Here is a 25,327-nt window from a genome sequence, read left to right on the forward strand (position 1 = left end):
CCCCGGTTAACGTTCGCAGGCCGCCGCGGTAGCGGGGTCGGCCTCACATTGCCAGACGCGAACCCAATCGATCCGCATCCGCTTGGGAAATTCGGTGTCGTCCACGCCGCCCGTACCGCGTCCTTCGGGAAGCCCGCCGCCGATGGCGAGGTTGAGGATCAAGTGGAACGGATGGTCGAACGGGGCGAACGGATCGTCGGGCCGTGCGCCGGTGAACCATTCGTCGGCGGTGCGGGTGGCAAAGACTTTGCCGTCGACGGTCCAGACCATACGGTCCTGCCGCCAGTCGACAGCATATGTGTGAAAGCCCGACAGGACAGGCGGATAGGGCATTTCCTCACCCTTGTGCCTGTTGTCCGGCCGGGCGTTCCCGAAATGAAGCGTGCCCAGGATCGTGCTTTCGATGCCATCGGGGCACGCCGTGCACGCAACGCCCAGATTGACCGCCTCGAGCACGTCGATTTCGCCCGAAAGCGGCCAGGCGCCATAGGTGTTGCGTTCGGGGAGCATCCAGATCGCGGGCCAGGTACCCTGCCCCTGCGGCAATTCGGCGCGCACTTCGATCCGCGCGTATTTCCACGCCGCCTTGCCCCGGCTGACCAGCCGGGCCGAAGTGAACGGCTTCGTTGCAGTGTCGCCTGCGTTGGCGGCTGTGCGCTGATCTTCGGGCAAAGCCGGACCGGTCAGCGTTTCGCGGTGCGCTTCGATGACGAGCTTGCTGTCTTCGACCCGAGCGTTCTTCTGACGGTCTGTATAGCACTGGCGTTCGTTGTTGCCGCCGCCCCAGCAGTCGACATCGAAGCCCCATTTCGCCCCATCGATCCCTTCACCGTCGAATTCGTCGGACCAGACGAGCGACCATGCTGGGTCAGGTTCGGGCACGGTGGCGCAGGCGGAGAGGGCCAGAACGAGGCCCGACAATAGAAATCGCATCAAGCCGCTTCCACCGCCTGCGCGCCGCAATAACGGGTCACGTAATCGCCATGCGATGGCAGCGTCGCCACCGTCTTGGCGATGTTGTCGCGCAACGAACGCAGCAAGTGGTCGAGTTCCGCGTCGGAAAGCTTGCCCGCAATGGGATGATGGCTTTGCGGCATGATGCCCTGACCCATCATCACCTGTATCCACGAATTTTCCGCGAACAGTTCCTCGCTGCTACGGAACACGCGCCCGGTTTCGCGGAACAGCTCGATCTTGTGATCCAGACTGTCGGGAATTTCCATCGCCGCGCAATGGCGCCAAAACGGAGAATCGCGCCGATCGGTGGCCTTGTAATGCAGGATCAGGAAGTCGCGGATCTGGTCCATGTCCAGCAACTGCTGATGGTTGAATTCGTCGACGTCGCGCTGCGACACGCGCCCTGCGGGCAACATCCGCGCAATGCGCAGCACGGCCCGCTGGATAAGATGGATCGAGGTCGATTCCAGCGGCTCCATGAACCCCGACGACAGGCCGACCGCGACGCAGTTGCGATGCCATTGCTTGCGCCGCGCGCCGGTGGTGAACCGCAGGCGGTTGGGCTTTGTCGTCGCCTCGCCCTCGATATTGCCGAGCAGGCGTTCTTCGGCCGCGTCATGATCGAGATAGCGGCTGCAATAAACGATGCCGTTGCCGACCCGGTGCTGCAGCGGAATGCGCCATTGCCAGCCTGCGTCGTGCGCCATCGCGCGGGTATAGGGCACGGGCGGGCGCACGCTGCTGGTCTGCACCGCGATGGCGCTGTCGCATGGCAGGTAATGGGTCCAGTCGTCGTACCCGATGTGCAGCGCCTGCCCCATCAACAGCGCGCGAAATCCGGTGCAATCGACGAACAGGTCCCCTTCGATCCGCGTGCCGTTTTCCAGCGTGATGGCCGCGATGTCGCCGCTTTCGCCGTCAAGGTTCACGTCCGCGATCTTCCCCTCGATCCGCGTCGTGCCTTCCCCTTCGGCAATGCCGCGAAGGAAGCGAGCGAATGCCGTCGCGTCGAGCTGGAATGCATAGTTCATGCGGTTGTCGGGCAGGTGCGCGAACTTCCCTTCGCGCGCGGCGATCAGTTCGATGCAGTAATCGTCATAGGGGGCGTCGTGGCCGCGTTCCTTCCCCTCCATCCAGAAATGCTGGAATCCCGCGGCCCAGTGATCCTGACCCGCAGCGCCGAAGGAATGGAAATAGCTTTCGCCCGGCACGCGCCAGTTGTCGAACTGGATACCCAGCTTGAACGTCGCGTGGGTGGCGCGCATGAAATCGGCCTCTGCGATTTTCAGCAGGCGCAGGTAATTCACCAGCGGCGGGATCGTGCTTTCGCCCACGCCCACGGTGCCGATCATGTCGCTTTCCACCAGCGTTACCGATGCCGTGCGGCCCAATGTGCGCGACAGGGCTGCGGCAGTCATCCATCCGGCGGTGCCGCCCCCTGCGACAACGATGCGCAGCGGCTTGGCGGGGTCGTTCTTCATCGGCTGAGGGTCCTCAACAGGAAGGCGCGCAGGCGTCCGGCGGTTTCCGCGGTCAGCGGAGCGAGCACGGAGCGGGCCTTTTCGGGGATATGGGCGGTGACGCTTTCGTCAGCGTCGAAAACGTAATGGTCGAACAGGTCGCGCCAGATCTTCCGGTCCTTTGCCGGAAGATCGCGGATCGTCATCATCGCGTGGTTCAGCGCATCCTGCGGCTGGCCAAGAAAGCGCGGCGTGTCGCGCCACCAGTAATTCACCAGAACGTTGAACGGAGCCAGCCCCTGCACATGGTGCCACCACATCGACGGGATGAACAGCGCGTCACCCGGTTCCAGTTCGGCCACTTGCGCATGGTCCATCGCGTCGCGAAAACGCGGGTGGGCGGCGAAATCCGGGTTTTCGAAATCGACCATCGAAATGGCGCGGCCCGCCGGCGTATTGTCGACCGGGCCTAAGTAGAGATTGCGAAACTGTTCCGGCGGCAACAGCGTGAACCGGCGGCGGCCCGCGGCGCAACATGCCAGGTTGTCGGGAAAATCGTTGTGCGCGGCGATCCGCGTCTTCGTGCCGATCCAGATTGAGGCGAGCGCGTCGCGGCTGCCAAGATCGATGTGGTTGGCATCGTGAAGCCCGCGAAAGTGTTCGTGCACGTCGATGGAGGCGAGGTAGATCGCCGGGCTCTGCTCCTGTCGTTCGCCTTCGTCGATCTTGGCGAAAATGGTCGGCAATGTGCCCTTCGACGTGCGGAAATTCATCTGCATCGCATCGTCATAGAACATCCGCCCTTCGGTTTCGGGCGCAGCGACGGAGACGACGAAGAGGCGTTCTACGGCATGTTGCAACAGGTACTGCCGCGCCTCTGCCGCAGAGCGCAGCCCGGCCTGCACCAGCGGCCAGTCGCGCGCCAGTCCGCGCAAGACAAAAGGCCGATCCGCCCCGCGCAGCATCGCGTCGAGCGCGGCGGCATCGGCCACCTCGCGCTCTTCGACATACGGCAGGGCGGACAGCACGTCAGCCATGGGCTTCGCGGCGGTTCTTGCGAGCCACCAATTCGGTGATGTGCGACAATGACGCGAGCGCCATGAAGATCGGCATCAGGTATCCGGCCTCGTGCAATTCGCCCAGCGTCGCCGCGTCCAGCGCGCGCAGGCGTTCTTCGTCGATGATGTGAAAGCCGACAAGGCTGCGTTTCGCGCCATCGTCCAGTTCGATCTCGAGCGTCAGCGGTTCGAGCAGCTCATGCTGGCGCAGCGCGGCAAAGAAAGCTTCGGACGCGCGATAGCCCGCATCGAGGAGGCCGAGCCTGCTGGCGATATCCTCAAGATAAGGCGTCGCCTGGCCGCCTTCGTCGAACAGGCGCACGCCGTTCGCATCGCCGGTGCGGGCGTGGTCCATGTCGATATGCACTTGCCCCGGCCCGTCGCCGTCGGCGCTGCGGCCGATCAGGAACGGTTGGATCGACAGCGCCAGCGGACGATAGAGCGCGTCCCACTTGCCGCCTTCAAGAAAAAGGTTCTCCCCATTCTCGAACCCGAACAGCGCGATCGCGTTGAATGCGCCGTTGGCCTGGTTCTTGTGGAACAGGATGGGGAAATGCGCCTGGACCTGCCGGAATTCGGCAGGCACGGTGACGCAGGACATGATCGCATCGCCCAGATCGGCATTGGGCTCGATCCGCACGCGCAGATCGCGGTGGGTGTTGTTGTCGAGAACGGCGTGCTGGCTCATGCAAGGGATCCCGTGACTTGGGCGACACGCGCGCGATCGCCGCGCAAGGTATCGAGATAGGAACGATTGGTCGGCAGCGCGGCCGCAAGCTGGCGGGCGCGGCGGTGAACGTCATCGGCGAAGTCGTTGTGGGCGGGGTCGTTGTGGGCGGGGTCGTTGTTGGCCGGACCCTGACCGGCAAAATCCGGCACCGCCTGACCCATGCCGTACAGCACGTATTGCCAACTCGCGGCGGGGAATATCTCTTCGACCATCGGAAAATCGGCGGGCCCGGGCACGTTCCGCTGCCACAACGCCAACATGTCGGCAAGGTCGGCGGGAACGCTGTCGCGGTGCGCTTGCCAATAGGCGCCGGTGCGGTCCGACAGGACGTAATGCAGCTTGAGGAATTCGACGATCCGGTCCCAGCGATACCGGAACAGGCTGTCGAAGCGGCGTGCGTGGATGGCCATTTCCGCCCGGTCGTGCGGAAACCCGTCCATCAGCGCGCGCAGCGACAATTCGATCAAGACGATGGCCGAAGCCTCCAGAGGTTCGACGAAGCCCGCAGATAAACCGATTGCGAGGCAATTGCCGACCCAGAACCGGTCGCGGTGCCCGCTTTCGAACCGCAGCAGGCGCGGTTCAGGCGGCGGCGCGCCCGGCACGGCGCGCGCGACATAATCGCACAACGTGGCGAGCGCCGCATCGTCGGTGCAAAAGCGCGAGGAATAGACGCAGCCGATTCCCCGCCGTGTCGGCAAGGCGATGTCCCAGATCCATCCCGCGTCGTGAGCGGTGCCGACAGTGACCGACGCGATGGCGCTTTCAGGTGCGGTGGCGACTTGCGATGCCAGCGCACGGTCGTTGAACAGGACATCGGACCGGTCGATCCAGCTCGCGCCCATTTCGCCGGCGATCAGCAGCCCACGCATCCCAGTGCAGTCGATGAACAGGTCGCCGGTCAACCGTTTGCCATTGTCGAGCATCAACGCCGCGATGTCGTCATTGTCCGCCCTTTCGACGCCGTCGATCCGCGCGCTCAGATGCGTGACGCCAAGCTTTCCGACCGCGTGACGGCGCAAGAGGTCGACCAGCTTTCCGGCGTCGAGGTGATAGGCATAGTTCAGCGCTCCGGCATAAGCCGGCATACCCGTTTGGCGCGGGGCGAGATCGCGGGCGCACACAGCGGTCTGAGCCGTGACCGTGTCGGCAAAGCCATGCCCGGTGTTCGCGCCCTTTGCCTGCCATGCGGCAACGGCGGCGCGATGAACGGCGCCGGCAGGGGCGGTAAAGGGGTGAAGGTAGCTGTCCCCGGCGCCGCCGTTGCGCCAGCCGTCAAAACGCGAACCCTGTTTGAAGGATGCGTCGCAAGCCAGGATGAATTCGTCTTCGGCGATGCCGATGGCCGCAAGGGTCGACCGTATTGTGGGCCACGTCCCCTCTCCCACGCCGATGGTGGGGATGTCGGGCGCTTCGACCAGCGTCACGGCGATCGGTCGGGCAACCTCCTTGGCCGAGCGTGCGGCGATCGTGCACGCGGCCAGCCATCCGGCTGTTCCTCCGCCGGCGATCACGACATGATCGACAGTGCCGCCCATTGTCCCTTGTCCCGTCCTCTACCGTTAAGCGACCCGATCATTCGCGCATCGCCCATGAATACGAAGGCCGTCTGCGCTGGAGGGAGGCTAGCGCGGACGACCTTCGTTCATTGCACGGGTCCGGATCAAGCCCGCCGCGCTAAAAAAGCGTTTTGGGCATGTCGCGGATTTTTCCCCGCGCCTCTCTGGCGTGGGCCGCCGCCGTGGGGTCGCTCTCCCGCGGTGGCGGCCTCGCCCGATCAGAAGTTCATGCGCACGCCCGCTGCGTAACGGGCATAGCCCGGTGCCGCGAAGAAGACGGTCTGATCGCTGCGCATGTGACCCTTGCGGTCGGCATTGGTGATGTTGATGCCTTCTGCAAAAAGCGTGAGCCCTTCCTTGAACTCGTAGCTCGCGCTGGCATCGAACTGGCCATAGCTTTCGACGTAGTAGGGATCCGAACCGAAGCCGGCGAGGAACCCTTCGCGCCAGTTATAGGCAACACGCGCCTGAAGCGGGCCCTTGTCGTAGAACAGCACCGCGTTCGCACTGTCGCTGACGCCGGTGATCGCAAACTGCGTTTCGGTATAGCGCAGGGTGTTATCGTACGACGTGTCGCTGTTGACGATCGTGTAGTTCAGGATCGTGCCGAAGCCGGTTTCCCAGAAGTTGTGCTGGATCGCGAATTCCCAACCGTCCAGCGTCGCCGTGCGGTCACCGTTGAAAGGCTGCGAAAGACGGAAGTTGACAGTGGGATCGCTCGCCTGACCAAGGATGCCGCCCGTTACGGGGTCGATAACCTCGGGATAGTTCGCCGTGACGTAATCGAGCTGTTCGTCGAAGGTCGAACCGGCAGGTAGTGCGGCACGAGCTTCTGCGATGAGATCCGCGCCAAGGCCTGCGCTCGGGTCGGTCAGGTTAAACTGCGAGCCTTCCGTAACGCCGGTGACGGGGAAGTTCGATACCTTCTTGCGGAAATAGCCGGCCGAAACGTAGCTGGCCGGGCCGTAGTACCATTCCGCCGACAGATCGATGTTCTTCGACTTGTACGGCAGCAAGCCGGGGTTACCCGCGGCTGCCGTGCTGCCGCCGCCGGGACGGATGGGCGATGCCAGCGTCAGGCCGCCCTGCAGCTGTGCATAGTTGGGACGCGTGATCGTGTGGCTGTACGAAGCGCGAAGCTTCACGTCCTGAACCGGCGACATGTCAAAGTCGATCGCGGGCAGCCAGTTGTCGTATTTGCCCTTGAGCGTGGTGAATTGGCTGACGCCAGCGGCATAGTTGATCGCGATTTCGTTCGCGCCGGTCCATGCCGTGCTGACCGGTGTGGGGACGAGAGCCGAAGAATTGATCTTCGTTTCTTCATACCGCACGCCAAGCCGCACATGCGCTTCGTCGGCCATCAGGTCGAACGAGTGCAGCGACTGGATATAGGGCGCAATCGTCTTTTCGCGAACGCGACGGTCGATCGTGTAATCGGCAAGACAGGTGCCTGCGCCGCCGCCGGTTCCCGAACAGATCCCCAGTTCCTGGTCGAGCAGGCTGATGAGGCCGGCGGTATCGACCTGGAAATAGTTCGGGATGATCGCCGGATCGTTCGAACCTTCCATGCCCGCAAGATGGCTGGCGAGATCCGTCTTTTCGAACAGGTCGTCGGGCGTCTGGTCCGCAGCCAGCGTGCCGCCCCAGGTGTCGTTCTGGATGAAGCCATAGGCCGAACGCACCGAGTTGTCGGTGTAGGTCACGCCGAAGTCGAGGCTTTCGATGAAGGCCGCGTCGAAATCGTAACCGCCGTGCAGCGCCAGTTCGTTGATGCGATCGCGCATATAGGCGTTGCGGAAGGCATTGCCGGCAGGGCGGATGTTGCGCGCGTCGAGTTCCGAACCCGGATACATGTCGACCGAAATGACCGGCATGTCGCTGGTGAAATCAACCGTCTGCGACTGAACGCCAAAGATGGCCGCGCCGACGGCGATATTGCTGCCGTAAGGCGAAGTCGGCTTGGACGTCGCGGTCGAGTGGTGACCGTCAAGCTCGATCCGAAGGCCGCCCGGGCCTTCCCATTCGAGGTTGCCGCCAAACGAATGGTTGATGCTGCGATTGGCCGCAACCGCGCCGGTGACGGCAAGATCCTTGCCGGGGCCAAATGCTTCCGAATAGAAGTTCGGTCCGGCCGTCGGGCCGTCGGTCCAGCTGCTGCTGGTCTGATCGTGGTTGAACCACACGCCGATGCTGTTGGTGCGCGAATCGATGGTGTTCTGCGAGAACGTGTAATCGGCCGTCGCGGTCAGGTTTTCCATCGGGCGAACCTGCAACACGGCCTGACCGTTCAGGCGCTTGCGGTCGATGTTGGTGAAGTCATAACCGGCGTTCTGCGTGACCTGATAAATGTCGGTCGGACCCGGGCGATTTTCCGTCCGGCCATAGTTGCCGCGCCAGTCGTTTTCGTCGACGGGCAGCGAACCCCAGTTGTTTTCGTTACCGACATAACCTTCGCGCCAGCCGGCATTGAACTGTGCAAGGCTCGCCTTGCGACGCTGGTACGATGCGGAAACGAGGACGCCGATCGTGTCATCGGCAAAAGTCTGGCTGACGATGCCCGACAGTTCCGGGGTAACCTTGCGGTCGCCGAAACTGTTGTCGGTCACGGCCTTGGCGGCGACGCTGCCCTGCAGGCCCGGCTTGTCCAGCGGGCGCGGGGTGCTGATGTTGATGACCGAGCCGATGCCGCCGGTGGGCAGCGAAGCGCGGCCCGACTTGTAGACCTGCACGCCCGAAATGCCTTCGGAAGCGAGGTTGGCGAAATCGAAGCTGCGCGAATTCGGCGCTTCGGTGCCGGTGCCGATACCCGATGCCGGCATCTGGCGTCCGTTCAGCAAGACAAGGTTGAATTCGGGACCGAAACCGCGAACCGTGACGGTGGAACCTTCGCCACTGCTGCGGTCGATCGACACGCCGGTGATGCGCTGCAGCGATTCAGCCAGGTTCGTGTCCGGGAACTTGCCGATATCTTCAGCGCTGATCGCGTCGACGACACCCTGCGCGTCGCGCTTGATGTCGGCCGCGGCCTGCAACGACGCACGGATGCCGGTGACGAGGATGACGTTGTCTTCTTCGCTGCCCGCGACAGGTTCGTCCTGTGCGAATGCAACGTTCGGTGCGGCGGCCATGGCCAGGGCCGATGCCCCGATCAAGTATCGTCCGAAACCGGTCTTGGTACGTGTGCGCTGACTGACTTGCGCCATCGGTCCTCTCCCCTGCAGCGGCGAATCGGTCTTGCCCGAATCCGTCCGAATTTGCGTTGTGAACGTTCATGTGAACGTTCCCAGCAAACTTGTCAACTCACCGCCGTCGTCAGATTTCTGCAAACGAATGCAACGATCCCAGCGTACTAGTAGGGAAAGAAATCGGCAAACGGGAAGACGTTGTCCGCCGACCTGCGTTTCATTCGGAAACGGGCTCGATCCGCACCAAAATCGCTTCGACTTCGACCTGACCGCCGACGACGGCGGCAAGGTCGCGGACCGTTCCGTCAAACGGCGCCAACAGGGCGTGTTCCATCTTCATGGCCTCCAGCACCATCAGCCTGTCGCCCTGCCCCACGGGTTGTCCTTCGACCACGTCGACCGCGATCACTTTGCCCGGCATCGGCGCAAGGATCGCGCCGTCACCCGCCGCTGCAATTCCGGAACCACGCGCGGCGGTGTCGAAACCATAGGCCATGCCTTCTGCGAACACGACGACCTGCCCGCCATCGGCGTATCCGGTGGCCAGCGTATCGGTGGCGGCATCGATCTCGACCTCATCGGTGTCGACAGAGATGCACTGCGCCTCCGCCTCTGCCATGTCGATCGAACGCCCTTCGCCGCGATGCGAAAGCCAGATCGAACGGCGCGCCGGGGCGTTGAGACGAAATCCCGCCAGTTCGGCTGGTCCGACATCGCCCCCGCCACCGGCCTCATCCGCCGCGATCCGCGCCGCGACATGCCAGATTGCCTCGCTCGCCACGCCAGTCGGGACCAATTCGTCCTCATGCCGGGCGATGAAGCCGGTATCGAGATGCCCCGCCCGAAAATCTTCGGCGTCGAGCGCGCGCACCAGAAAGCCCGCATTGGTCCGGACCGGCCAGACTTCGGTATCCGACAGCGCCCCCATCAGCCCGTCGATCGCCTCTTCGCGGTCGTCGGCGTGACAAACGACCTTTGCGATCATCGGGTCATAAAATGGGGAGACCTGCCCACCCTGTTCGACCCCGGTTTCGATCCGGGTCGCGTCTCCGAACGCCAGATGCTCCAGCCGCCCGGTGCTGGGCAGGAAGCCGGTCGACGGATCTTCGGCATAGAGCCGAGCCTCGATGGCATGGCCGTCAATGGCAAGCTGGTCCTGCCGCAGCGGGATCGGCTCGCCGCTGGCAACGCGAAGCTGCCATTCGACCAGATCGACGCCGGTGATCTCTTCGGTCACCGGATGTTCGACCTGAAGGCGGGTGTTCATTTCCATGAACCACGTGCGATCGGCGCGAAGGCCCTCACTCGCGTCGGCGATGAATTCGATGGTGCCCGCGCCTTCGTAATCGACCGCCTGTGCGGCCTTGACCGCGGCGGCGCAGATCGCCTCTCGCGTTGCGGCGTCCATGCCGGGGGCGGGCGCTTCCTCGATCACCTTTTGATGGCGGCGCTGCAACGAACAGTCGCGTTCGAACAAGTGGACGACATTGCCGTGGGCATCGCCGAAAACCTGCACCTCGATATGCCGGGGCGATGTAATCCACTTTTCCAGCAGTACCACGTCGTTGCCGAACGAAGCGCTCGCCTCGCGGCGGCAGGATGCCAGCGCGGCGAGAAATTCGCCCTCGACATCGACCTTGCGCATCCCCTTGCCGCCGCCGCCCGCGACCGCCTTGATCAGCACGGGATAGCCGATCTTGTCGGCTTCGGCCTTCAGCCGATCGTCCGATTGATCCTCGCCCATATAGCCCGGCGTCACCGGAACGCCCGCAGCAACCATCAGCGCCTTCGCCGCGTCCTTCAAGCCCATGGCGTTGATCGACGCCGGCTTCGGCCCGACCCAGACCAGCCCGGCATCAATCACCGCCTGCGCAAAGGCCGCATTTTCGGACAGGAAGCCGTAGCCGGGATGGATCGCTTCCGCCCCGGTCGCCTGGGCAGCGGCGATGATGCGTTCGCCGATCAGGTAGCTTTCGGCGGCGGGCGACGGGCCGATATGCACCGCCTCGTCCGCCGTCTGCACGTGCAGCGATTTCGCATCGGCGTCGGAATAGACCGCGACGGTGCGCACGCCCATGGCGCGGGCGGTGCGGATGATGCGGCAAGCGATTTCGCCGCGATTGGCGATAAGGAGGGAATTAATCATCGCCATTACATCCTGAAAACGCCGAACGGCGCGCGGTCCGGGATCGGAGCCTCCAGCGCCGCGGCAAAGGCAAGGCCGAGCACGTCGCGGGTCTGCGCCGGGTCGATCACGCCGTCATCCCACATCCGCGCGGTGGCATAATAGGGATTGCCCTCGTCCTCGTACTTCTGGCGGATCGGGGCCTTGAACGCCTCCGCCTCTTCTGCGCTCCACTCGTCGGCATCGCGGTGGACGGTGGCAAGGACGCTTGCCGCCTGTTCGCCGCCCATGACGCTGATCCGGCTGTTGGGCCATGAAAACAGGAAGCGCGGCTGATAGGCACGGCCCGACATGCCGTAATTGCCGGCGCCGAAACTGCCGCCGATCAGCACGGTGATCTTGGGCACTTGCGCGGTGGCAACCGCCGTCACGAGCTTTGCGCCATGCTTGGCTATGCCTTCCGCCTCATACTTGCCGCCGACCATGAAGCCGGAAATGTTCTGCAGGAAAAGCAACGGAATGCGCCGCTGGCACGCCAGTTCGATGAAGTGCGCGCCCTTTTGCGCACTTTCCGAAAACAGCACGCCGTTGTTGGCGAGGATCGCGACCGGCATGCCGTGGATATGCGCGAAGCCGGTGACGAGCGTGCTGCCGTAAAGCGGCTTGAACTCGTGGAACTCGCTGCCGTCGACGATGCGGGCGATCACTTCGTGCACGTCATAGGGTGCGCGGACGTCGTCGGGGACGATGGCATAGAGATCGTCGGCGTCGTATTTCGGCGCGCGCGGTTCCTGCATGTCCAGCGTCGCGCCCGCGTTGTGACCCAGATGGCTGACGATATCGCGCACGATGGTCAGCGCGTGTTCGTCATTTTCGGCCAAGTGATCGGCCACGCCCGACTTGCGGGTGTGCAGGTCGCCGCCGCCCAAATCCTCTGCGCTGATCTCCTCGCCCGTCGCGGCCTTTACCAGCGGCGGTCCGGCAAGGAAGATCGTGCCCTGTTCTCGCACGATCACGGTCTCGTCGCTCATCGCCGGGACATAGGCCCCGCCCGCGGTGCAGGAACCCATGACACAGGCGATCTGGGGAATGCCCATCCCGCTCATCCGCGCCTGGTTATAGAATATGCGGCCGAAATGGTCGCGGTCGGGGAAGACTTCGGCCTGAAACGGTAGGTTCGCGCCGCCGCTGTCGACGAGGTAGATGCACGGCAGGCGATTTTCCTCGGCGATTTCCTGCGCGCGAAGGTGCTTCTTCACCGTCATGGGAAAGTACGATCCGCCCTTCACCGTGGGGTCGTTGGCGGCGATCATCACCTGCCGCCCGGACACGCGCCCGATCCCGGCGATGATGCCCGCGCCCGACACGTCACCGCCATACATGCCGTTGGCGGCGAGCTGCCCGATCTCAAGGAACGGGGAGCAGGGATCGAGCAGGCGTTCGACGCGGTCGCGCGCCAGCAGCTTGCCGCGCGCGACATGGCGTTCGCGATGGTTGTCCGCCCCGCCCAGCGCCGCCTCGGCCACCTTGGCGCGCAGTTCGGCGGCCAGCGCTATGTTATGCGCGCGGCGCGCCTGCGCCTCTGGCGAAAACAGGTCGAGCTTCGATGTCAGGACAGGGCCGCTCATCAATTGTGTGCCTTCATCAGTTCGCGCCCGATCAGCATCCGGCGGATTTCGTTGGTCCCCGCCCCGATGTCGAGCAGCTTGGCATCGCGCAGGAACCGTTCGACCGGCCAGTCGGTGGTGTACCCCGCCCCGCCCAGCGCCTGCACCGCCTCCCCCGCCGCACGGAAGGCATTTTCGCTCGCCAGCAGGATCGCGCCCGCCGCGTCGAAGCGCGTGGTTTGCCCCGCGTCGCAAGCCTTGGCCACGGCATAGGAATAGGCCCGCGCCGATTGCAGGCCGACATACATGTCCGCGACCTTCGCTTGCATCAGCTGGAATTCGCCGATGGGCCGCCCGAACTGTTTGCGTTCGCGCAAATAGGGGATGACGACGTCGAGGCACGCCTGAATGATGCCCAATTGCACGCCCGACAGCACCACGCGTTCGTAGTCGAGGCCGCTCATCAGCACCTTCACGCCTTCGCCGACCCCGGCCATGACGTTTTCGTCCGGCACGAAACAATCGTCGAACACAAGCTCCGCCGTCGGCGATCCGCGCATGCCCATCTTTTCGATCTTCTGACCGATGGAAAAACCGTCAAAATCCTTTTCGATCAAGAAGGTCGTGATGCCTTTCGGCCCCGCATCGGTGTCGGTCTTGCCATAGACGACCAGCGTGTCGGCATAGGGCGCGTTGGTGATCCAGAACTTCGTGCCGTTCAAAACCCAGCCGCCGTCAGCCCTGTCCGCGCGCATCTTCATCGAAACGACATCGCTGCCCGCACCCGCCTCGCTCATCGCAAGGGAACCGACGTGCTCGCCGCTGACCAGCTTGGGCAGGAACTTCGCCTTTTGCGCGTCGCTCGCCCAGCGGTTGATCTGATTGACGCAAAGGTTGGAATGCGCGCCGTACGACAGGCCGAGCGAGGCGCTGGCGCGGCTCACTTCCTCCACCGCGATCAGGTGGTCTAGATAACCGAGCCCCAGCCCGCCGAATTCCTCGCTCACGGTAATGCCGTGGAGGCCAAGCTCGCCCATCTGCGTCCACAGTTCGTCGCGCGGGAACCAGTCGTCACGGTCGATCCGCGCGGCCAGCGGCATGATCTGTTCGTCGGCAAAACGAGCGACCGTGTCGCGGATCATCGTGGCGCTTTCGCCAAGGGCAAAGTCGAATTCCGGAGTGGCGCGCATCGTTTCGTTCCCAAACCCAGTTATGATTTCGGGCGGTTGTACAGAACCGGTCGATGCAGATAAAATCGGAACCGCGACGATCCTGTCATAGATATTCTCTATGCTACTTCATAATGCTCAACGGTCCGCCCAAACCAATCGTTCCGCAAGTTCAGCCGCGATCCGGGCCAAATCATCGCGACGCTCTCCCGACAACCAAGCCGGATCGGAACGCAGGCCAAGCGTGCGGGCAAAATCGTAGCCGACCACCCCGATCGGCACGATGCCGTCTCGTCGATGCGACAGCGGTGCGGTGGTGATGCCAAGTCCTGCCGCGACCATCGCCATGCAGCGTTCCTCGCTTTCGCTGCGCAGCGAAAATCGGGGCCGGACCTGGTGGCGGGTAAAGAACGCGCTGGTCCGGTCGAGTATTTCGCACGAACGGCGCGCGATCATGATTTCGGACGCCAGCCGTTCCGGTTCGACGCTTTCTTCCGCTGCCAACGAATGCGCATCGGGCACGAACATGACATAGGGTTCGGTCACCAACGCGATCGCGCCGTCGTCCTTGTCCTCTGGCCGCAATAGGCCAAGCATCATGTCGACACGCCCGCTGGCCAACGCGGCGCGCAGTTCCGAATCCGATCCTTCGACCATCTCGATCGAAAAAGCTTTACCCAGCGCGGCAACCACGGTTTCCAGTACCGGCGCGGCGACCGACCGGATCACGCCCAGTTTCAGCGCGGGCCAGTCGCTCGCCTGTTTCACGCCAAAGCCGTCGACGGCCCGAAAATTGCGATCCAGTTCGCGCGCCAGCGGCAGGAAGCGCCCGCCCGCCTCTGTCAATCGCACATGCCGCCGGTCCCGCACGAACAGCCGCGACCCGACCATGCGTTCCAGGTCGGCGATCCCGGCCGAAAGCGTCGGCTGCGTCACGCGGATCCGCCCGGCAGCCTGCGTGAAGCTGCCGGTTTCGACCACGGCGAGGAATTGGCGGATGTGCGAACGCTTGATCATAGAAAAAACCTATAGGCCGATGCCGACCGGAAATCATCCGCAATTCCGCCGCCCTTCTGTCGGCCTCCGTAGCCTGTCACAAAACCCTTTGCCGCGCGCAAGTTGGCGCAAGTCTTGTTGCATTGCAGCACGAACCGTGCGTTACTGGCCGCGATGATCCGAGCCGCCCTGCACCACGCCACGAGTTACCACTACGACCGACCGGTCCAACTGGGGGCGCAAGTCGTCCGATTGCGACCGGCGCCGCACAGTCGGACCGCGATCCCGAACTATTCGCTGAAGATCGAGCCTGCGGGCCACTTCCTGAACTGGCAACAGGACCCGCACGGAAACTGGCTGGCGCGCATCGTGTTTCCCGAACGGGTGACCCACTTCTCGATCGAAGTGGACCTGATCGCGGACATGACGGTCATCAATCCCTTCGATTTCTTTGTCGAGGAAAGCGCCGAGGCGATCCCGTTCACCTATGAACCGGACCTGCGCGAGGAATTGTCCGCCTATTTCGATGTCGAGGCGGCGGGCCCGATGTTCGACGCGCTGGTCGACCAGTTCCGCAACTGGACCGGCCGGACGATCGATTTCCTCGTCGCCGTGAACCACGCGCTCGAACAGAAGATCGGCTACGTCGTCCGCATGGAACCGGGCGTGCAACTGCCCGAAGAAACGCTGTCGCTCGGCACCGGATCGTGCCGCGACACCGGGTGGTTGCTGGTGAACCTGTTGCGCCGCCTTGGCTATGCCGCGCGGTTCGTGTCGGGCTATCTGATCCAGATGAAGGCCGACGTCGAACCGGTAACCGGGCCAAAGGGGCCGGAGGCGGACTTTACCGACCTGCATGCATGGTGCGAGGTGTTCATCCCCGGCGCGGGCTGGATCGGGCTCGACCCGACATCGGGGCTCTTCGCGGGCGAAGGGCACATACCACTTGCTGCCGCGCCGCATTACCGCTCCGCCGCGCCGATCAGCGGCGTTGCCGAACCGGCTGAGGTCGATTTCCATTTTGCCATGCGGGTCGACCGCGTGCACGAAGCGGTGCGCATCACCAAGCCGTTTACCGACACGCGCTGGGAAGCCCTGCTGGCGCTGGGTGACAAGGTAGACGAAGATCTGATCGCGCAGGATTGCCGCCTGACCATGGGCGGAGAACCGACTTTCGTCGCCGCCGACGATCCCGAAGCTGGCGAATGGAACGGCGATGCCGTCGGCCCGACCAAGGCGAAATATGCCGACAAGCTGATCCGTAAACTGCGCGAACGGTTTGCGCCGGGCGCGCTGCTGCACCACGGACAGGGCAAATGGTATCCGGGCGAAAGCCTGCCGCGCTGGGGCTATACGCTTTATTGGCGCAAGGACGGCAAGCCGCTGTGGTCCAACCCCGCCCTGATCGCCCAAGACCCCGACGAGAACGCCGAACCGACGCTTGATGCAGAAGCGGCGGGCCGGTTCCTGTACCAGGCCGCGGCGCAGCTTGGCGTGGAAAGCGAATTTGTCCAGCCGGTCTACGAAGATTCCGAACGTTGGATCGAGCGCGAAAGCGAACTGCCGATCAACGTCACCCCCGGCGATCCGAAAATCGACGATCCCGAAGAACGCGAACGCATCGTGCGCACCTTCACCCGCGGATTATCGAACCCGGTCGGCTTTGTCCTGCCGATCCAGCGTTCGGAAGTGCTGAAGGACCCATCCGCGAAAAGCCCGACCCAGAACTGGAATGCGCAGCCTGCAAAGGGCCCGCGCTGGAAATCGGAACAATGGTCGGTCCGCAAGGGCAAGCTGACCGCCGTTCCGGGCGATTCCGCGCTTGGTTATCGTTTGCCGCTGGGTTCGCTGCCCCACATTCCAAAATCCGAATACCCCTATATCCACCCCCGCGTGACCACCGATGCCGCCGCTCCGCTGGCCGATTATCGTGAACAAGCGGCGCAAGCGGCAACGTCCGATGCCGAACGCATGACGGCCGGCGGCGGCGATCAGCGGTTCGAACGGATCGAAACCGCTGGCAGCAACCAGCAGGACCGGGTGGAACAGGAGATCATCGCCGGTGCCGTGCGCACCGCGATGACGGTCGAACCGCGCGGGACATACCTGTCGATCTTCATCCCCCCGCTGGAAGAGATGGAAGACTTTCTCGAACTCGTCGCAGAGATCGAGGCGGTAGCCGAGCACCTGCAGATGCCGGTGCGGATCGAAGGTTACCCGCCCCCGCCTGACCCGCGCGTGCAGGTGTTGAAAGTCACGCCCGATCCCGGTGTGATCGAAGTGAACATCCACCCCACCGGGACATGGCGCGAACTGGTCGAACTGACCGAAGGGCTTTACGAAGACGCGCGCGAAGTCGGGCTGACCGCGGACAAGTTCATGGTCGATGGCCGTTCCGTCGGCACGGGCGGCGGCAACCATCTCGTCATGGGCGGGGCGACGTTCCCCGACAGCCCGTTCATTCGCCGCCCCGACCTGCTGAAAAGCTTCGTGTTGTACTGGCAACGCCATCCGGCGCTGTCCTACCTGTTTTCGGGCATGTTCATCGGCCCCACGAGCCAGGCGCCGCGCATCGACGAAGCGCGGCACGACAGCCTTTACGAACTCGAAGTCGCGCTGGCGCAGGTTCCGCCACCGGACCAGCCGCCCAAGTTCCCGTGGATCGTCGACCTGTTGTTCCGCAACATGCTGGTCGACGTGACGGGCAACACGCACCGCACCGAAATCTGCATCGACAAGCTCTATTCGCGTGACGGACCGACCGGACGGCTCGGCCTTGTCGAATTCCGCGCGTTCGAGATGCCGCCAGACGCGAAGATGAGCGTGGCGCAGCAGTTGCTGTTGCGTGCATTGCTCGCATGGTTCTGGCGCGAACCGCAGGATGGCAGCCTCGTTCGCTGGGGCACCTCGCTCCACGACCGGTTCCTGCTGCCGCATTTCGCGTGGACCGACTTCATGGAGGTCCTGTCCGATTTGCGCCGCGCCGGCTACGATTTCGACCCGCAATGGTTCGAAGCGCAGCGCCAGTTCCGCTTCCCGGTCCACGGATCGATCGAAGCGGGCGGCGTGGTTCTCGAAGTGAGCCACGCGCTCGAACCATGGAACGTGCTGGGCGAAACCGGCGCGATCGGCGGCACCGTGCGTTATGTCGATTCCAGCACCGAACGGTTGCAGGTTTCGGTCAGGGGCCTTGTCCCCGGACGTCACGTGATCGGTTGCAACGGCCGTCAGGTCCCGATGCATCCCACCGGACGTCCCGGCGAAGCGGTCGGCGGCGTGCGGTACAAGGCGTGGGCGCCGGTGTCGTGCCTCCACCCCTTGCTCGGCGCGAACGCTCCGCTAACGTTCGACGTGTTCGATACTTGGAACAACCGGTCGCTGGGCGGATGCGTCTATCATGTGGCGCACCCGGGCGGACGCGCGTATGACGATGTTCCGATCAACAGCTACGAGGCCGAGAGCCGCCGCAAGGCGCGCTTCGTCGACCACGGGCACACGCCGGGGCAAGTCGAAATCCCTGCGGCGGAACACGGGGGAGAATTTCCGATGACGCTCGACCTGCGCCGCCCGGCTGGATTGCACTGAAGGCACGGCGTTGGCTTCGGAATCGCAGACTTACGCTGGGCAAAGTCATTCGCAGGGCCAGTCGCAGGACTTGTTCGGCGCGGACCCTTTGCACGATCCGCTGGCCGGATATGCGCCAGCCGACCCGCGGGCAGACCTTTATACCGCGGCCCCCGATGACGTAGCGGGGGCGTGGCGCAGGATCGCGTCCGGCCTTGCACGGCTGCCGGGTGGGCTGGGACGGGCTCAGGCCTGGGTCGATCGGCAGGTCGACGATCTTGGCCTTGCCTTCCGCATGACAGGCGATGTGGAGGAACGGGCCTGGCCGCTTTCGCCGCTGCCGATCCTGTTGGGTTCAGATGAATGGACCAGGATCGAAACGGGACTGATGCAGCGCGCCACGCTGCTCGAATCGATCGTCGCCGACATCTATGGCGAACAGCGCCTGATCGCGGATGGCCACCTGCCTGCCGCCGCCGTTTCCGGCAGCCCGAACTTCGCCCGCCGCATGGTCGGCCTAACGCCTTCGGGCGGCCATTACCTCAAGATTTGCGCCTTCGACCTTGCCCGCGGCCCCAGCGGCGTGTGGCGCGTGCTGGCCGATCGGGTGCGTCTGCCGACTGGCATCGGTTACACGCTGGAAAACCGGATCGCCCTGTCGCGCGCGACCGGATCGTTGCTGGCCGACATCAACACCCGCCGGATGACGGACTTCTTCAACCAACTGCGCGCTGGAATCGCGGCCAGCTGTCATCGGGCCGATCCCCGCATCGGGTTGCTGACGCCGGGACGGTTCAACCAATCCTATCCCGAACAGGCGCACCTTGCCCGTCATCTGGGCTTTTCGCTGGTCGAGGGGCGCGATCTGGTCGAGCGCGATGGGCGCATTTTTGTCCGCACGATCGCTGGGCTGAAGCGCATCGATGCGCTGTGGCGGTGGATCAATACCCGCGACATCGACCCGCTCGCGTTTGATTCGCGTTCGCGGATCGGCGTGCCCAACCTGATGAAGGCCTGCGCCAGCGGCGACGTCGTCATGGCCAACTGGCCCGGGGCCGGGGTGGTGGAAGCGCGAGTGATGTCGGCTTTCCTGCCTGCCCTGTGCCGAAAAGAGATGGGCACGGCCTTGCTGTTGCCCAACGCGGCGACGTGGTGGTGCGGCCAGAAGTTTGAACGGGAACAGGTCTTGAAGCGGCTCGACGAACTTGTCGTCAGTTCCGCTTTCCGCTTACCGGTCGCGGGTCTGCCCGATGGCCGGTCACGTGTCGTCGCGGACATGGACGACGCCGAACGCGCGGCCTTGTTGGCCGGGATAGAACGTCGCCCGATGGATTACGTGGGGCAGGAAATCGTCAAGGTCTCGACCACCCCCGTCCTTAACGGCCAGCGCATCGAACCGCGCGGCTTTACCATGCGGGTGTTCCTTGCCCGCGACGGCGATGGGGAATGGACGCTTTTGCCCGGCGGGTTTGCCCGCGTTTCGGACGATGGATCTTTGCGCACCGCTTTGATGGGCGAAAACGACCGGTCGGCGGATGTCTGCATCATCGACCGTGTCGATACGCCGCAAACCACGACGCCGCCGTCGCTCAGCCCGCCGACAATCCGGCGGCAACAGGGCGTGTTGCCGAGCCAGGCCGCCGACAACCTGTTCTGGCTCGGTCGCTATGCCGAACGCGGCAATCAGGTGACGCGGCTGGTTCGCGTGCTGATCGACACGGGCCACGCCACCGGCAATGCGCTGCAACCGACAGGGACCACGACTTCGGCCCGCCGCATCGCGCAACTGCTGAACAGGCTGGGCGCGGTTGCGCTGCCTTCGAATGGCGTCCTGCCCCCGCCCAACCTGACCGCGATGACGGCTCTGTCCGATGCGTCGATGCCCGGATCGGTCGCATCGCAAATGGCGTCGAGCCGCCAGCTGTCGCTGCTGCTGCGCGACCGGCTGACTCACGACATCTGGCGCATCGTCAATCGCGCACTACCGGCCTGCGGTTCCGACGACGATTCGCTTGGCGCGGCGTGCGATCTTCTGGTCGAACGGTTCGCATCGCTGGCCCGAATGCTGACCGATACTATGAGCCGGGGGCCCGCATGGCATTTTCAGCAGATGGGGATGCGGCTCGAACGCGCCTCGATGATCCTGCAATCGACCCGCGCACTCGTGCCGGGAACCGCCAGCGCCGAGGATCTGGCCGCCCTGCTCGATCTCGTCGATGCGCAGGCCGCCTACCGCAGTCGCTATCTCACCATGCCCTATATCGCCCCGGTGCTCGACATGGTGCTGCTCGATCCCGCACAACCGGGCGGGCTGGCGTTTCAGGTCGACCGCCTGATCGAACATCTCGAGGCGCTGCCCGTGGTACGCGAAGACGGCTTGACCGAAGCGCCGCTGCGGCTCGCCCGCGCGCTGCGCGCATGGCTTGAGGCCGCCGATGCCGAAACGCTGGAACCAGCGACGCTTGATCACTGGAGGCGCGGGCTTGCGCATTTGTCGGACGAGATCGGCAATCGCTATTTCCTGCACGAAACGCCGCCCGACGGCGCAGACGCGCCGTTCCTCGGATAGACTGTTGATCTTTCGCATTCGACACGAAACCCGGCTTTCCTACGGCAACGGCGTTCCCGTCGCGCGGCTGAACGTGCGGCTGGTGCCGGTAATCTGGCCCGGTCAGGAACTACTCGAACACAATCTGCAGGTGACGCCCACCCCCACCGAACGACAGGACCGGTTCGGGCCCTATGTCGTGAACGTCACATCGCTCGCCTTTCGCGGCGGCGTGCAGGAGGTGACGGTCGACAATACGATGCTGATCAAAGTGACGCCGCCGGCGCTTCCCGACAATAGCCCGACCATCGATGAAACCCGAGACGCCGCGATGCTGACGCGCCAGCTGGGTCCGCAATCGCCTGCGCCCTATCTTTACGGCTCGCGCATCGCGACACTCGACGTTGAAATCGCCGATTGGGCAGCGCCGTTGCTGCACGGATCGCGCCCGGTGCTCGAAGCCGCCAGTGCGCTGTGTTCGAAAGTGCACGCGGATTTCAAGTACGACACCGATTCCACCGACAGTAAGACCCCGCCTGCCGAAGCGTTCGCCAGCAAGTCCGGAGTATGCCAGGATTTCGCCCATGTCATGATCGTCGCGCTGCGCGGACACGGCATTCCGGCATCCTACATCAGCGGATACCTGCGCACGCTTCCGCCACCGGGCATGGCGCGGCTGGTCGGGGTCGATGCGATGCATGCATGGGTCGCGGTGTGGTGCGGCCCCGAAATCGGCTGGATCGGGCTGGACCCCACCAACGACTGCCTTGCGCGGGAGAGCCACGTCGTCGTGGCAATGGGGCGCGACTATGCCGACGTATCGCCGATCGACGGGGTGTTCACCGGCTCCGCCATTCAGACGATGAACTATTCGGTCGACGTGGCCGAAGCGTCCTGATCGCTCAGGCGCGGCGCCGCACCGGGTCCTCGACCTTGATGTCGTAGGCCCGGACGTAATCGGCGAGTCGTTCCATCACCTCACCTTCTTCGATCCCGAATTCACCGAGACTGTAACGGTGCGGTTTGCGTTTCAGCGCGCTCGACCGGGATATGAAGCGTCCCATACCGGGCATCGCTGGTTCGGCGTCCATGCCCAGAAACCCATAAATCCGGCGCATGACGCCCTGCCAGTCACCGTCCATATCCTCGAAATGCACGTCGATCATGCGTGACCGGTCGATCCTTTCGCGTGCGCGGCGCATGCGGGCTATCTGCTGTTCGGTCTTGCGCAGCCATTCGCGGCCAAGTGCGTGGGCATCGGCGTGATCGGAATAGAGGATCGTCTGGTTCCAGGCGAGCGAGGCCGCACTGCCGACCACCGCCTTGGGATCGCGGTGGGTAAAGATGAACCGCGCGTCGGGAAACGTGTCCAGCACGGCATCGAGATCGAGCATGTATTGCGGCGTCTTCAAGATCCACGGCTTCAGGCTGGATTTCTGCTGCGACCAGCTGACCAGCTTCAGCAAACGTGCCAACTGGCGATAGGCGGGGCGCGCGTCGGTATTCTCGCACCAACGGCCATAGGACGGGATCGCCCACTGCACCTCGTGCTTCATGCCCCAGAAACTGTTGACCAGCAGGCCCAGCTCTTCTTCCGGCTCGCACGGGCCGGTGGGATGGATGTCGAGCGTGCGTGGGTTGGCCAGCCGCGCCATACGCTGAATCTTGCGTGCCATGGTCACGCGGTCGTCGTTCCGGTCGCCGCGCCGGAAATCCTGTGGCGGGACGGGCGAAATCGTCTCGAAACTGCGCAAGTGCTGAAACCGGTTATCGGCGGCGAGCAGCCGGTGCATCCGTGTCGTGCCCGAACGCATCGGCCCCACCACTATAACCGGGCGCGGCAGGGCGCGTTGCAGGATTTCGGGATGATCGGAAAACCAGCGCTGTGCCAGAGCGCGGTCGGTCAGAACTTTTTCAAACTGCATTTCGGCGACGAACTCGCCTGCGGGATTAAGCCGAGCTTCGGCCTTCACCGCATCGACCAGCGCGTCATAGGACCGGTGGAACCAGGGATCGCCGAAATCGGACAGTCCCGTTTTCGCGGCCACCCGGTCCATCAGCGCTTCCCGCTCCAACACGCGGGGACGCATCACGCCGAACGACTGCGCCAAGCGAAAACCGCGGTTGGCCGCACCGATGAATGGCGTGCGGCTGGGTGGGCGGACGAAGGCTTCTTCCAAGGGCGGTTCCCCGATGCGATGGCGCGCATCCCTGTGGCGGAGGCGGCGATTTAGCTTCTACCCTTGGAAAAGGTGTGGGTTCCCGGCTGCATCTTCGCTGGACAGGACGGCGGGAGAGCCGCCATAGCGCGAACCGCCATGCACGACATTCGACTGATCCGCACCGATCCCGCCGCTTTCGACGTTGCCCTTGCACGCCGCGGGGCCGATCCGGCGGCGTCCGCGATCCTCGCCATCGATGAGCATCGCCGCGCCGTGCAGACGAGAATGCAGGAAAGCCAGACCCGCCGGAACGAGGCGTCGAAGGCCATCGGCATGGCAATGGGTCAGGGCGACACCGCGACCGCCGAGGCACTGAAGGCCGAAGTCGCAACGCTGAAGGAAACACTGCCCGCGCTGGAGGCGGAGGAGAAGCGACTTTCGCAAGTGCAAGAAGATACGCTTGCCGCGCTCCCCAACCTTCCCGCCGAAGACGTGCCGATGGGCGCAGACGAAAACGACAATGTCGAGGTATCGCGCTGGGGCACGCCGCGTGAATTCGATTTCACCCCGCGCGAACACCCCGATTTCGCCCCTGCCCTCGGCCTCGATTTCGAAACGGCGGCGGCGATTTCGGGCGCGCGCTTCGTGTTCATGCGCGGACAGATGGCGCGGCTGAACCGGGCATTGGGCGCGATGATGCTCGACATGCAGACTGCCGCCGGATTCGTGGAATGCGTGCCGCCGCTGTTGGTGCGTGACGAGGCGCTTTTCGGCACCGGACAGCTGCCGAAATTCGCTGAAGACCTGTTCCGGACGACCGATGACAAGTGGCTCATCCCCACCGCCGAAGTCAGCCTGACCAACGCGGTGCGCGAAGGGATCCTTAGCCCCAATGCCCTGCCGATAAAGATGACCGCGCTCACCCCCTGCTTCCGGTCCGAAGCGGGTGCGGCGGGCAAGGATACCCGCGGGCTGATCCGCCAGCATCAATTTGACAAGGTGGAACTGGTCGCCATCACCGAGCCCGACCAGTCGGAGCAGATGCACGAAGACATGTGCACGGCGGCCGAGGCCGTGCTGCAAGCGCTCGATCTGCCCTATCGCAAGGTGCTGCTGTGCACGGGCGACATGGGCTTTTCCGCGCGCAAGACGTACGATCTCGAAGTGTGGTTGCCGGGGCAGGACACGTTTCGCGAGATCAGCTCCATCTCCAACTGCGGCGATTTCCAGGCGCGGCGCATGAATGCGCGGTTCAAGCCCGAAGGGTCGAAAAAGACCGAATTCGTGCACACTCTCAATGGCTCAGGCCTTGCGGTCGGGCGCACGCTTGTCGCAGTGCTGGAAAATGGACAGCAGGCCGACGGGTCTGTCATCCTGCCGTCCGCACTGGTACCCTACATGGGCGGGATCGACAGACTGGAGCCTGCTGCCTGATGCGTATTCTTTTGACCAACGACGACGGGATCAATGCAAGCGGGCTCAAGGTGCTGGAAGCGATTGCCCGGCAGCTGTCGGACGACATCTGGATCGTCGCCCCGTCCGAAGAACAGTCGGGCGCAGGCCATTCGCTTACGCTGACCAGCCCGGTGCGACTGCGGCGGCATGACGAACGGCGCTTTTCGGTCACCGGCACGCCCACCGATTCCGTCACCATGGCGCTGCGCAAGGTTCTGCCCGGAAAGCCCGACCTGATCCTGTCGGGCGTCAACCGCGGCGCGAACCAGGGCGATGACGTAACTTATTCGGGGACCGTATCGGCCGCGCTCGAAGGCGCGCTGGCGGGCGTACGCTCCATCGCGCTCAGCCAGATATATTCGCGCGAAGGCGCCGGCAACGACGTGTCGTTCGACGCGGCGGAAAGCTGGGGCGCCAAGGTGCTGCGCCCGCTGCTCGACATGCAGTTCGCCCCGCGCACGCTGGTGAACGTCAACTTTCCCGCCGTTGCCGCCGACGCAGTAAAGGGCATTCGCGTCGTCCGTCAGGGTTTTCACGATTACGAACGCGGGACGTTGGTCGAAGGGATGGACCCGCGTGGTTTCCCCTATTTCTGGTTCGGGCTGGAGCCGGTGCTCCAGACGCCGGGCCACGAAACCGATCTCGAGATCACGCAGGACGGCTATATCGCGGTCACCCCACTGCAGCTCGACCTGACGCATTACCCATCGCTTGAACTTCTGGCCGACCGTTACGGTCCGGACGCGGGCTGA

16 protein-coding genes are annotated in these 25,327 nt (G+C 64.0%); 5 read left to right on the top strand and 11 right to left on the bottom strand.

Translation table 11 applies throughout. The annotated features are described in order from the left end of the window. Positions 1 to 6 precede the first annotated feature (6 nt). The 10 genes from EKN06_RS03920 to EKN06_RS03965 form a co-directional block, all read right to left on the bottom strand. A complete protein-coding gene (locus tag EKN06_RS03920) occupies positions 7 to 933 on the bottom strand; it encodes a glycoside hydrolase family 16 protein (protein ID WP_127611529.1) in 927 nt (308 codons plus the stop codon). Then, positions 933 to 2,438, bottom strand: coding sequence for a tryptophan halogenase family protein (locus tag EKN06_RS03925; RefSeq protein ID WP_127611530.1), 1,506 nt, complete (start codon positions 2,436 to 2,438; stop codon positions 933 to 935). The genes EKN06_RS03920 and EKN06_RS03925 overlap by 1 nt, the downstream gene beginning before the upstream one ends. Further along, positions 2,435 to 3,454, bottom strand: a complete 1,020-nt coding sequence (locus EKN06_RS03930; protein ID WP_127611531.1) for a cupin-like domain-containing protein — start codon at positions 3,452 to 3,454, stop codon at positions 2,435 to 2,437. The genes EKN06_RS03925 and EKN06_RS03930 overlap by 4 nt, the downstream gene beginning before the upstream one ends. Beyond that, positions 3,447 to 4,163, bottom strand: a complete 717-nt coding sequence (locus tag EKN06_RS03935) for a SapC family protein (RefSeq protein ID WP_127611532.1) — start codon at positions 4,161 to 4,163, stop codon at positions 3,447 to 3,449. The genes EKN06_RS03930 and EKN06_RS03935 overlap by 8 nt, the downstream gene beginning before the upstream one ends. After that, a complete protein-coding gene (locus EKN06_RS03940) occupies positions 4,160 to 5,743 on the bottom strand; it encodes a tryptophan halogenase family protein (RefSeq protein WP_127611533.1) in 1,584 nt (527 codons plus the stop codon). Before EKN06_RS03940 ends, EKN06_RS03935 begins: the two co-directional genes overlap by 4 nt. A 239-nt stretch (positions 5,744 to 5,982) precedes the next feature. Next, positions 5,983 to 8,967, bottom strand: coding sequence for a TonB-dependent receptor (locus EKN06_RS03945; protein WP_127611534.1), 2,985 nt, complete (start codon positions 8,965 to 8,967; stop codon positions 5,983 to 5,985). Between the two features lie 199 nt (positions 8,968 to 9,166). Then, positions 9,167 to 11,095: an acetyl/propionyl/methylcrotonyl-CoA carboxylase subunit alpha gene (locus tag EKN06_RS03950; RefSeq protein WP_127611535.1), complete on the bottom strand. Its 1,929-nt coding sequence runs from the start codon at positions 11,093 to 11,095 to the stop codon at positions 9,167 to 9,169. Between the two features lie 5 nt (positions 11,096 to 11,100). Continuing rightward, positions 11,101 to 12,702 (bottom strand): carboxyl transferase domain-containing protein, encoded by a 1,602-nt coding sequence (locus tag EKN06_RS03955; RefSeq protein WP_127611536.1) that lies wholly within the window; start codon positions 12,700 to 12,702, stop codon positions 11,101 to 11,103. After that, the gene (locus tag EKN06_RS03960; protein WP_127611537.1) at positions 12,702 to 13,871 is read right to left on the bottom strand and encodes an isovaleryl-CoA dehydrogenase; all 1,170 of its coding nucleotides are present in this window, start codon (positions 13,869 to 13,871) and stop codon (positions 12,702 to 12,704) included. The genes EKN06_RS03955 and EKN06_RS03960 overlap by 1 nt, the downstream gene beginning before the upstream one ends. Positions 13,872 to 13,988: 117 nt before the next feature. After that, the gene (locus EKN06_RS03965) at positions 13,989 to 14,867 is read right to left on the bottom strand and encodes a LysR family transcriptional regulator (protein ID WP_127611538.1); all 879 of its coding nucleotides are present in this window, start codon (positions 14,865 to 14,867) and stop codon (positions 13,989 to 13,991) included. Positions 14,868 to 15,020: 153 nt separating this feature from the next. On the opposite strand from EKN06_RS03965, the gene EKN06_RS03970 reads away from it, so the two are divergent. Genes EKN06_RS03970 through EKN06_RS03980 form a run of 3 tightly spaced genes read left to right on the top strand, consistent with a single transcriptional unit; the run spans position 15,021 to position 21,856 of the window. Next, positions 15,021 to 18,431, top strand: a complete 3,411-nt coding sequence (locus EKN06_RS03970; RefSeq protein ID WP_127611539.1) for a transglutaminase family protein — start codon at positions 15,021 to 15,023, stop codon at positions 18,429 to 18,431. A gap of 10 nt (positions 18,432 to 18,441) precedes the next feature. Then, positions 18,442 to 20,979 (top strand): circularly permuted type 2 ATP-grasp protein, encoded by a 2,538-nt coding sequence (locus EKN06_RS03975; protein WP_127611540.1) that lies wholly within the window; start codon positions 18,442 to 18,444, stop codon positions 20,977 to 20,979. Between the two features lie 4 nt (positions 20,980 to 20,983). After that, positions 20,984 to 21,856, top strand: coding sequence for a transglutaminase family protein (locus tag EKN06_RS03980; protein WP_127611541.1), 873 nt, complete (start codon positions 20,984 to 20,986; stop codon positions 21,854 to 21,856). Between the two features lie 4 nt (positions 21,857 to 21,860). On the opposite strand, the gene EKN06_RS03985 is transcribed toward EKN06_RS03980, so the two are convergent. Continuing rightward, the gene (locus EKN06_RS03985; RefSeq protein WP_240654586.1) at positions 21,861 to 23,138 is read right to left on the bottom strand and encodes a sulfotransferase family protein; all 1,278 of its coding nucleotides are present in this window, start codon (positions 23,136 to 23,138) and stop codon (positions 21,861 to 21,863) included. A 138-nt stretch (positions 23,139 to 23,276) separates the two neighbouring features. Here EKN06_RS03985 and serS point away from each other — a divergent pair, with 138 nt between their 5' ends. Together serS and surE are read left to right on the top strand one after the other, a co-directional pair. After that, the gene (serS, locus tag EKN06_RS03990) at positions 23,277 to 24,554 is read left to right on the top strand and encodes a serine--tRNA ligase (protein ID WP_127611542.1); all 1,278 of its coding nucleotides are present in this window, start codon (positions 23,277 to 23,279) and stop codon (positions 24,552 to 24,554) included. Continuing rightward, positions 24,554 to 25,327 (top strand): 5'/3'-nucleotidase SurE, encoded by a 774-nt coding sequence (gene surE / locus EKN06_RS03995; RefSeq protein ID WP_127611543.1) that lies wholly within the window; start codon positions 24,554 to 24,556, stop codon positions 25,325 to 25,327. Before serS ends, surE begins: the two co-directional genes overlap by 1 nt.

It is taken from the genome of Croceicoccus ponticola, from assembly GCF_004004515.1.
Taxonomy (GTDB): domain Bacteria; phylum Pseudomonadota; class Alphaproteobacteria; order Sphingomonadales; family Sphingomonadaceae; genus Croceicoccus; species Croceicoccus ponticola.

Coding starts and splice junctions, on each gene's coding strand:
- EKN06_RS03920 (WP_127611529.1), bottom strand. CDS start 933: ATGCGATTTCTATTGTCGGGCCTCGTTCTGGCCCTCTCCGCCTGCGCC.
- EKN06_RS03925 (WP_127611530.1), bottom strand. CDS start 2,438: ATGAAGAACGACCCCGCCAAGCCGCTGCGCATCGTTGTCGCAGGGGGC.
- EKN06_RS03930 (WP_127611531.1), bottom strand. CDS start 3,454: ATGGCTGACGTGCTGTCCGCCCTGCCGTATGTCGAAGAGCGCGAGGTG.
- EKN06_RS03935 (WP_127611532.1), bottom strand. CDS start 4,163: ATGAGCCAGCACGCCGTTCTCGACAACAACACCCACCGCGATCTGCGC.
- EKN06_RS03940 (WP_127611533.1), bottom strand. CDS start 5,743: ATGGGCGGCACTGTCGATCATGTCGTGATCGCCGGCGGAGGAACAGCC.
- EKN06_RS03945 (WP_127611534.1), bottom strand. CDS start 8,967: ATGGCGCAAGTCAGTCAGCGCACACGTACCAAGACCGGTTTCGGACGA.
- EKN06_RS03950 (WP_127611535.1), bottom strand. CDS start 11,095: ATGATTAATTCCCTCCTTATCGCCAATCGCGGCGAAATCGCTTGCCGC.
- EKN06_RS03955 (WP_127611536.1), bottom strand. CDS start 12,702: ATGAGCGGCCCTGTCCTGACATCGAAGCTCGACCTGTTTTCGCCAGAG.
- EKN06_RS03960 (WP_127611537.1), bottom strand. CDS start 13,871: ATGCGCGCCACTCCGGAATTCGACTTTGCCCTTGGCGAAAGCGCCACG.
- EKN06_RS03965 (WP_127611538.1), bottom strand. CDS start 14,867: ATGATCAAGCGTTCGCACATCCGCCAATTCCTCGCCGTGGTCGAAACC.
- EKN06_RS03970 (WP_127611539.1), top strand. CDS start 15,021: ATGATCCGAGCCGCCCTGCACCACGCCACGAGTTACCACTACGACCGA.
- serS (WP_127611542.1), top strand. CDS start 23,277: ATGCACGACATTCGACTGATCCGCACCGATCCCGCCGCTTTCGACGTT.
- surE (WP_127611543.1), top strand. CDS start 24,554: ATGCGTATTCTTTTGACCAACGACGACGGGATCAATGCAAGCGGGCTC.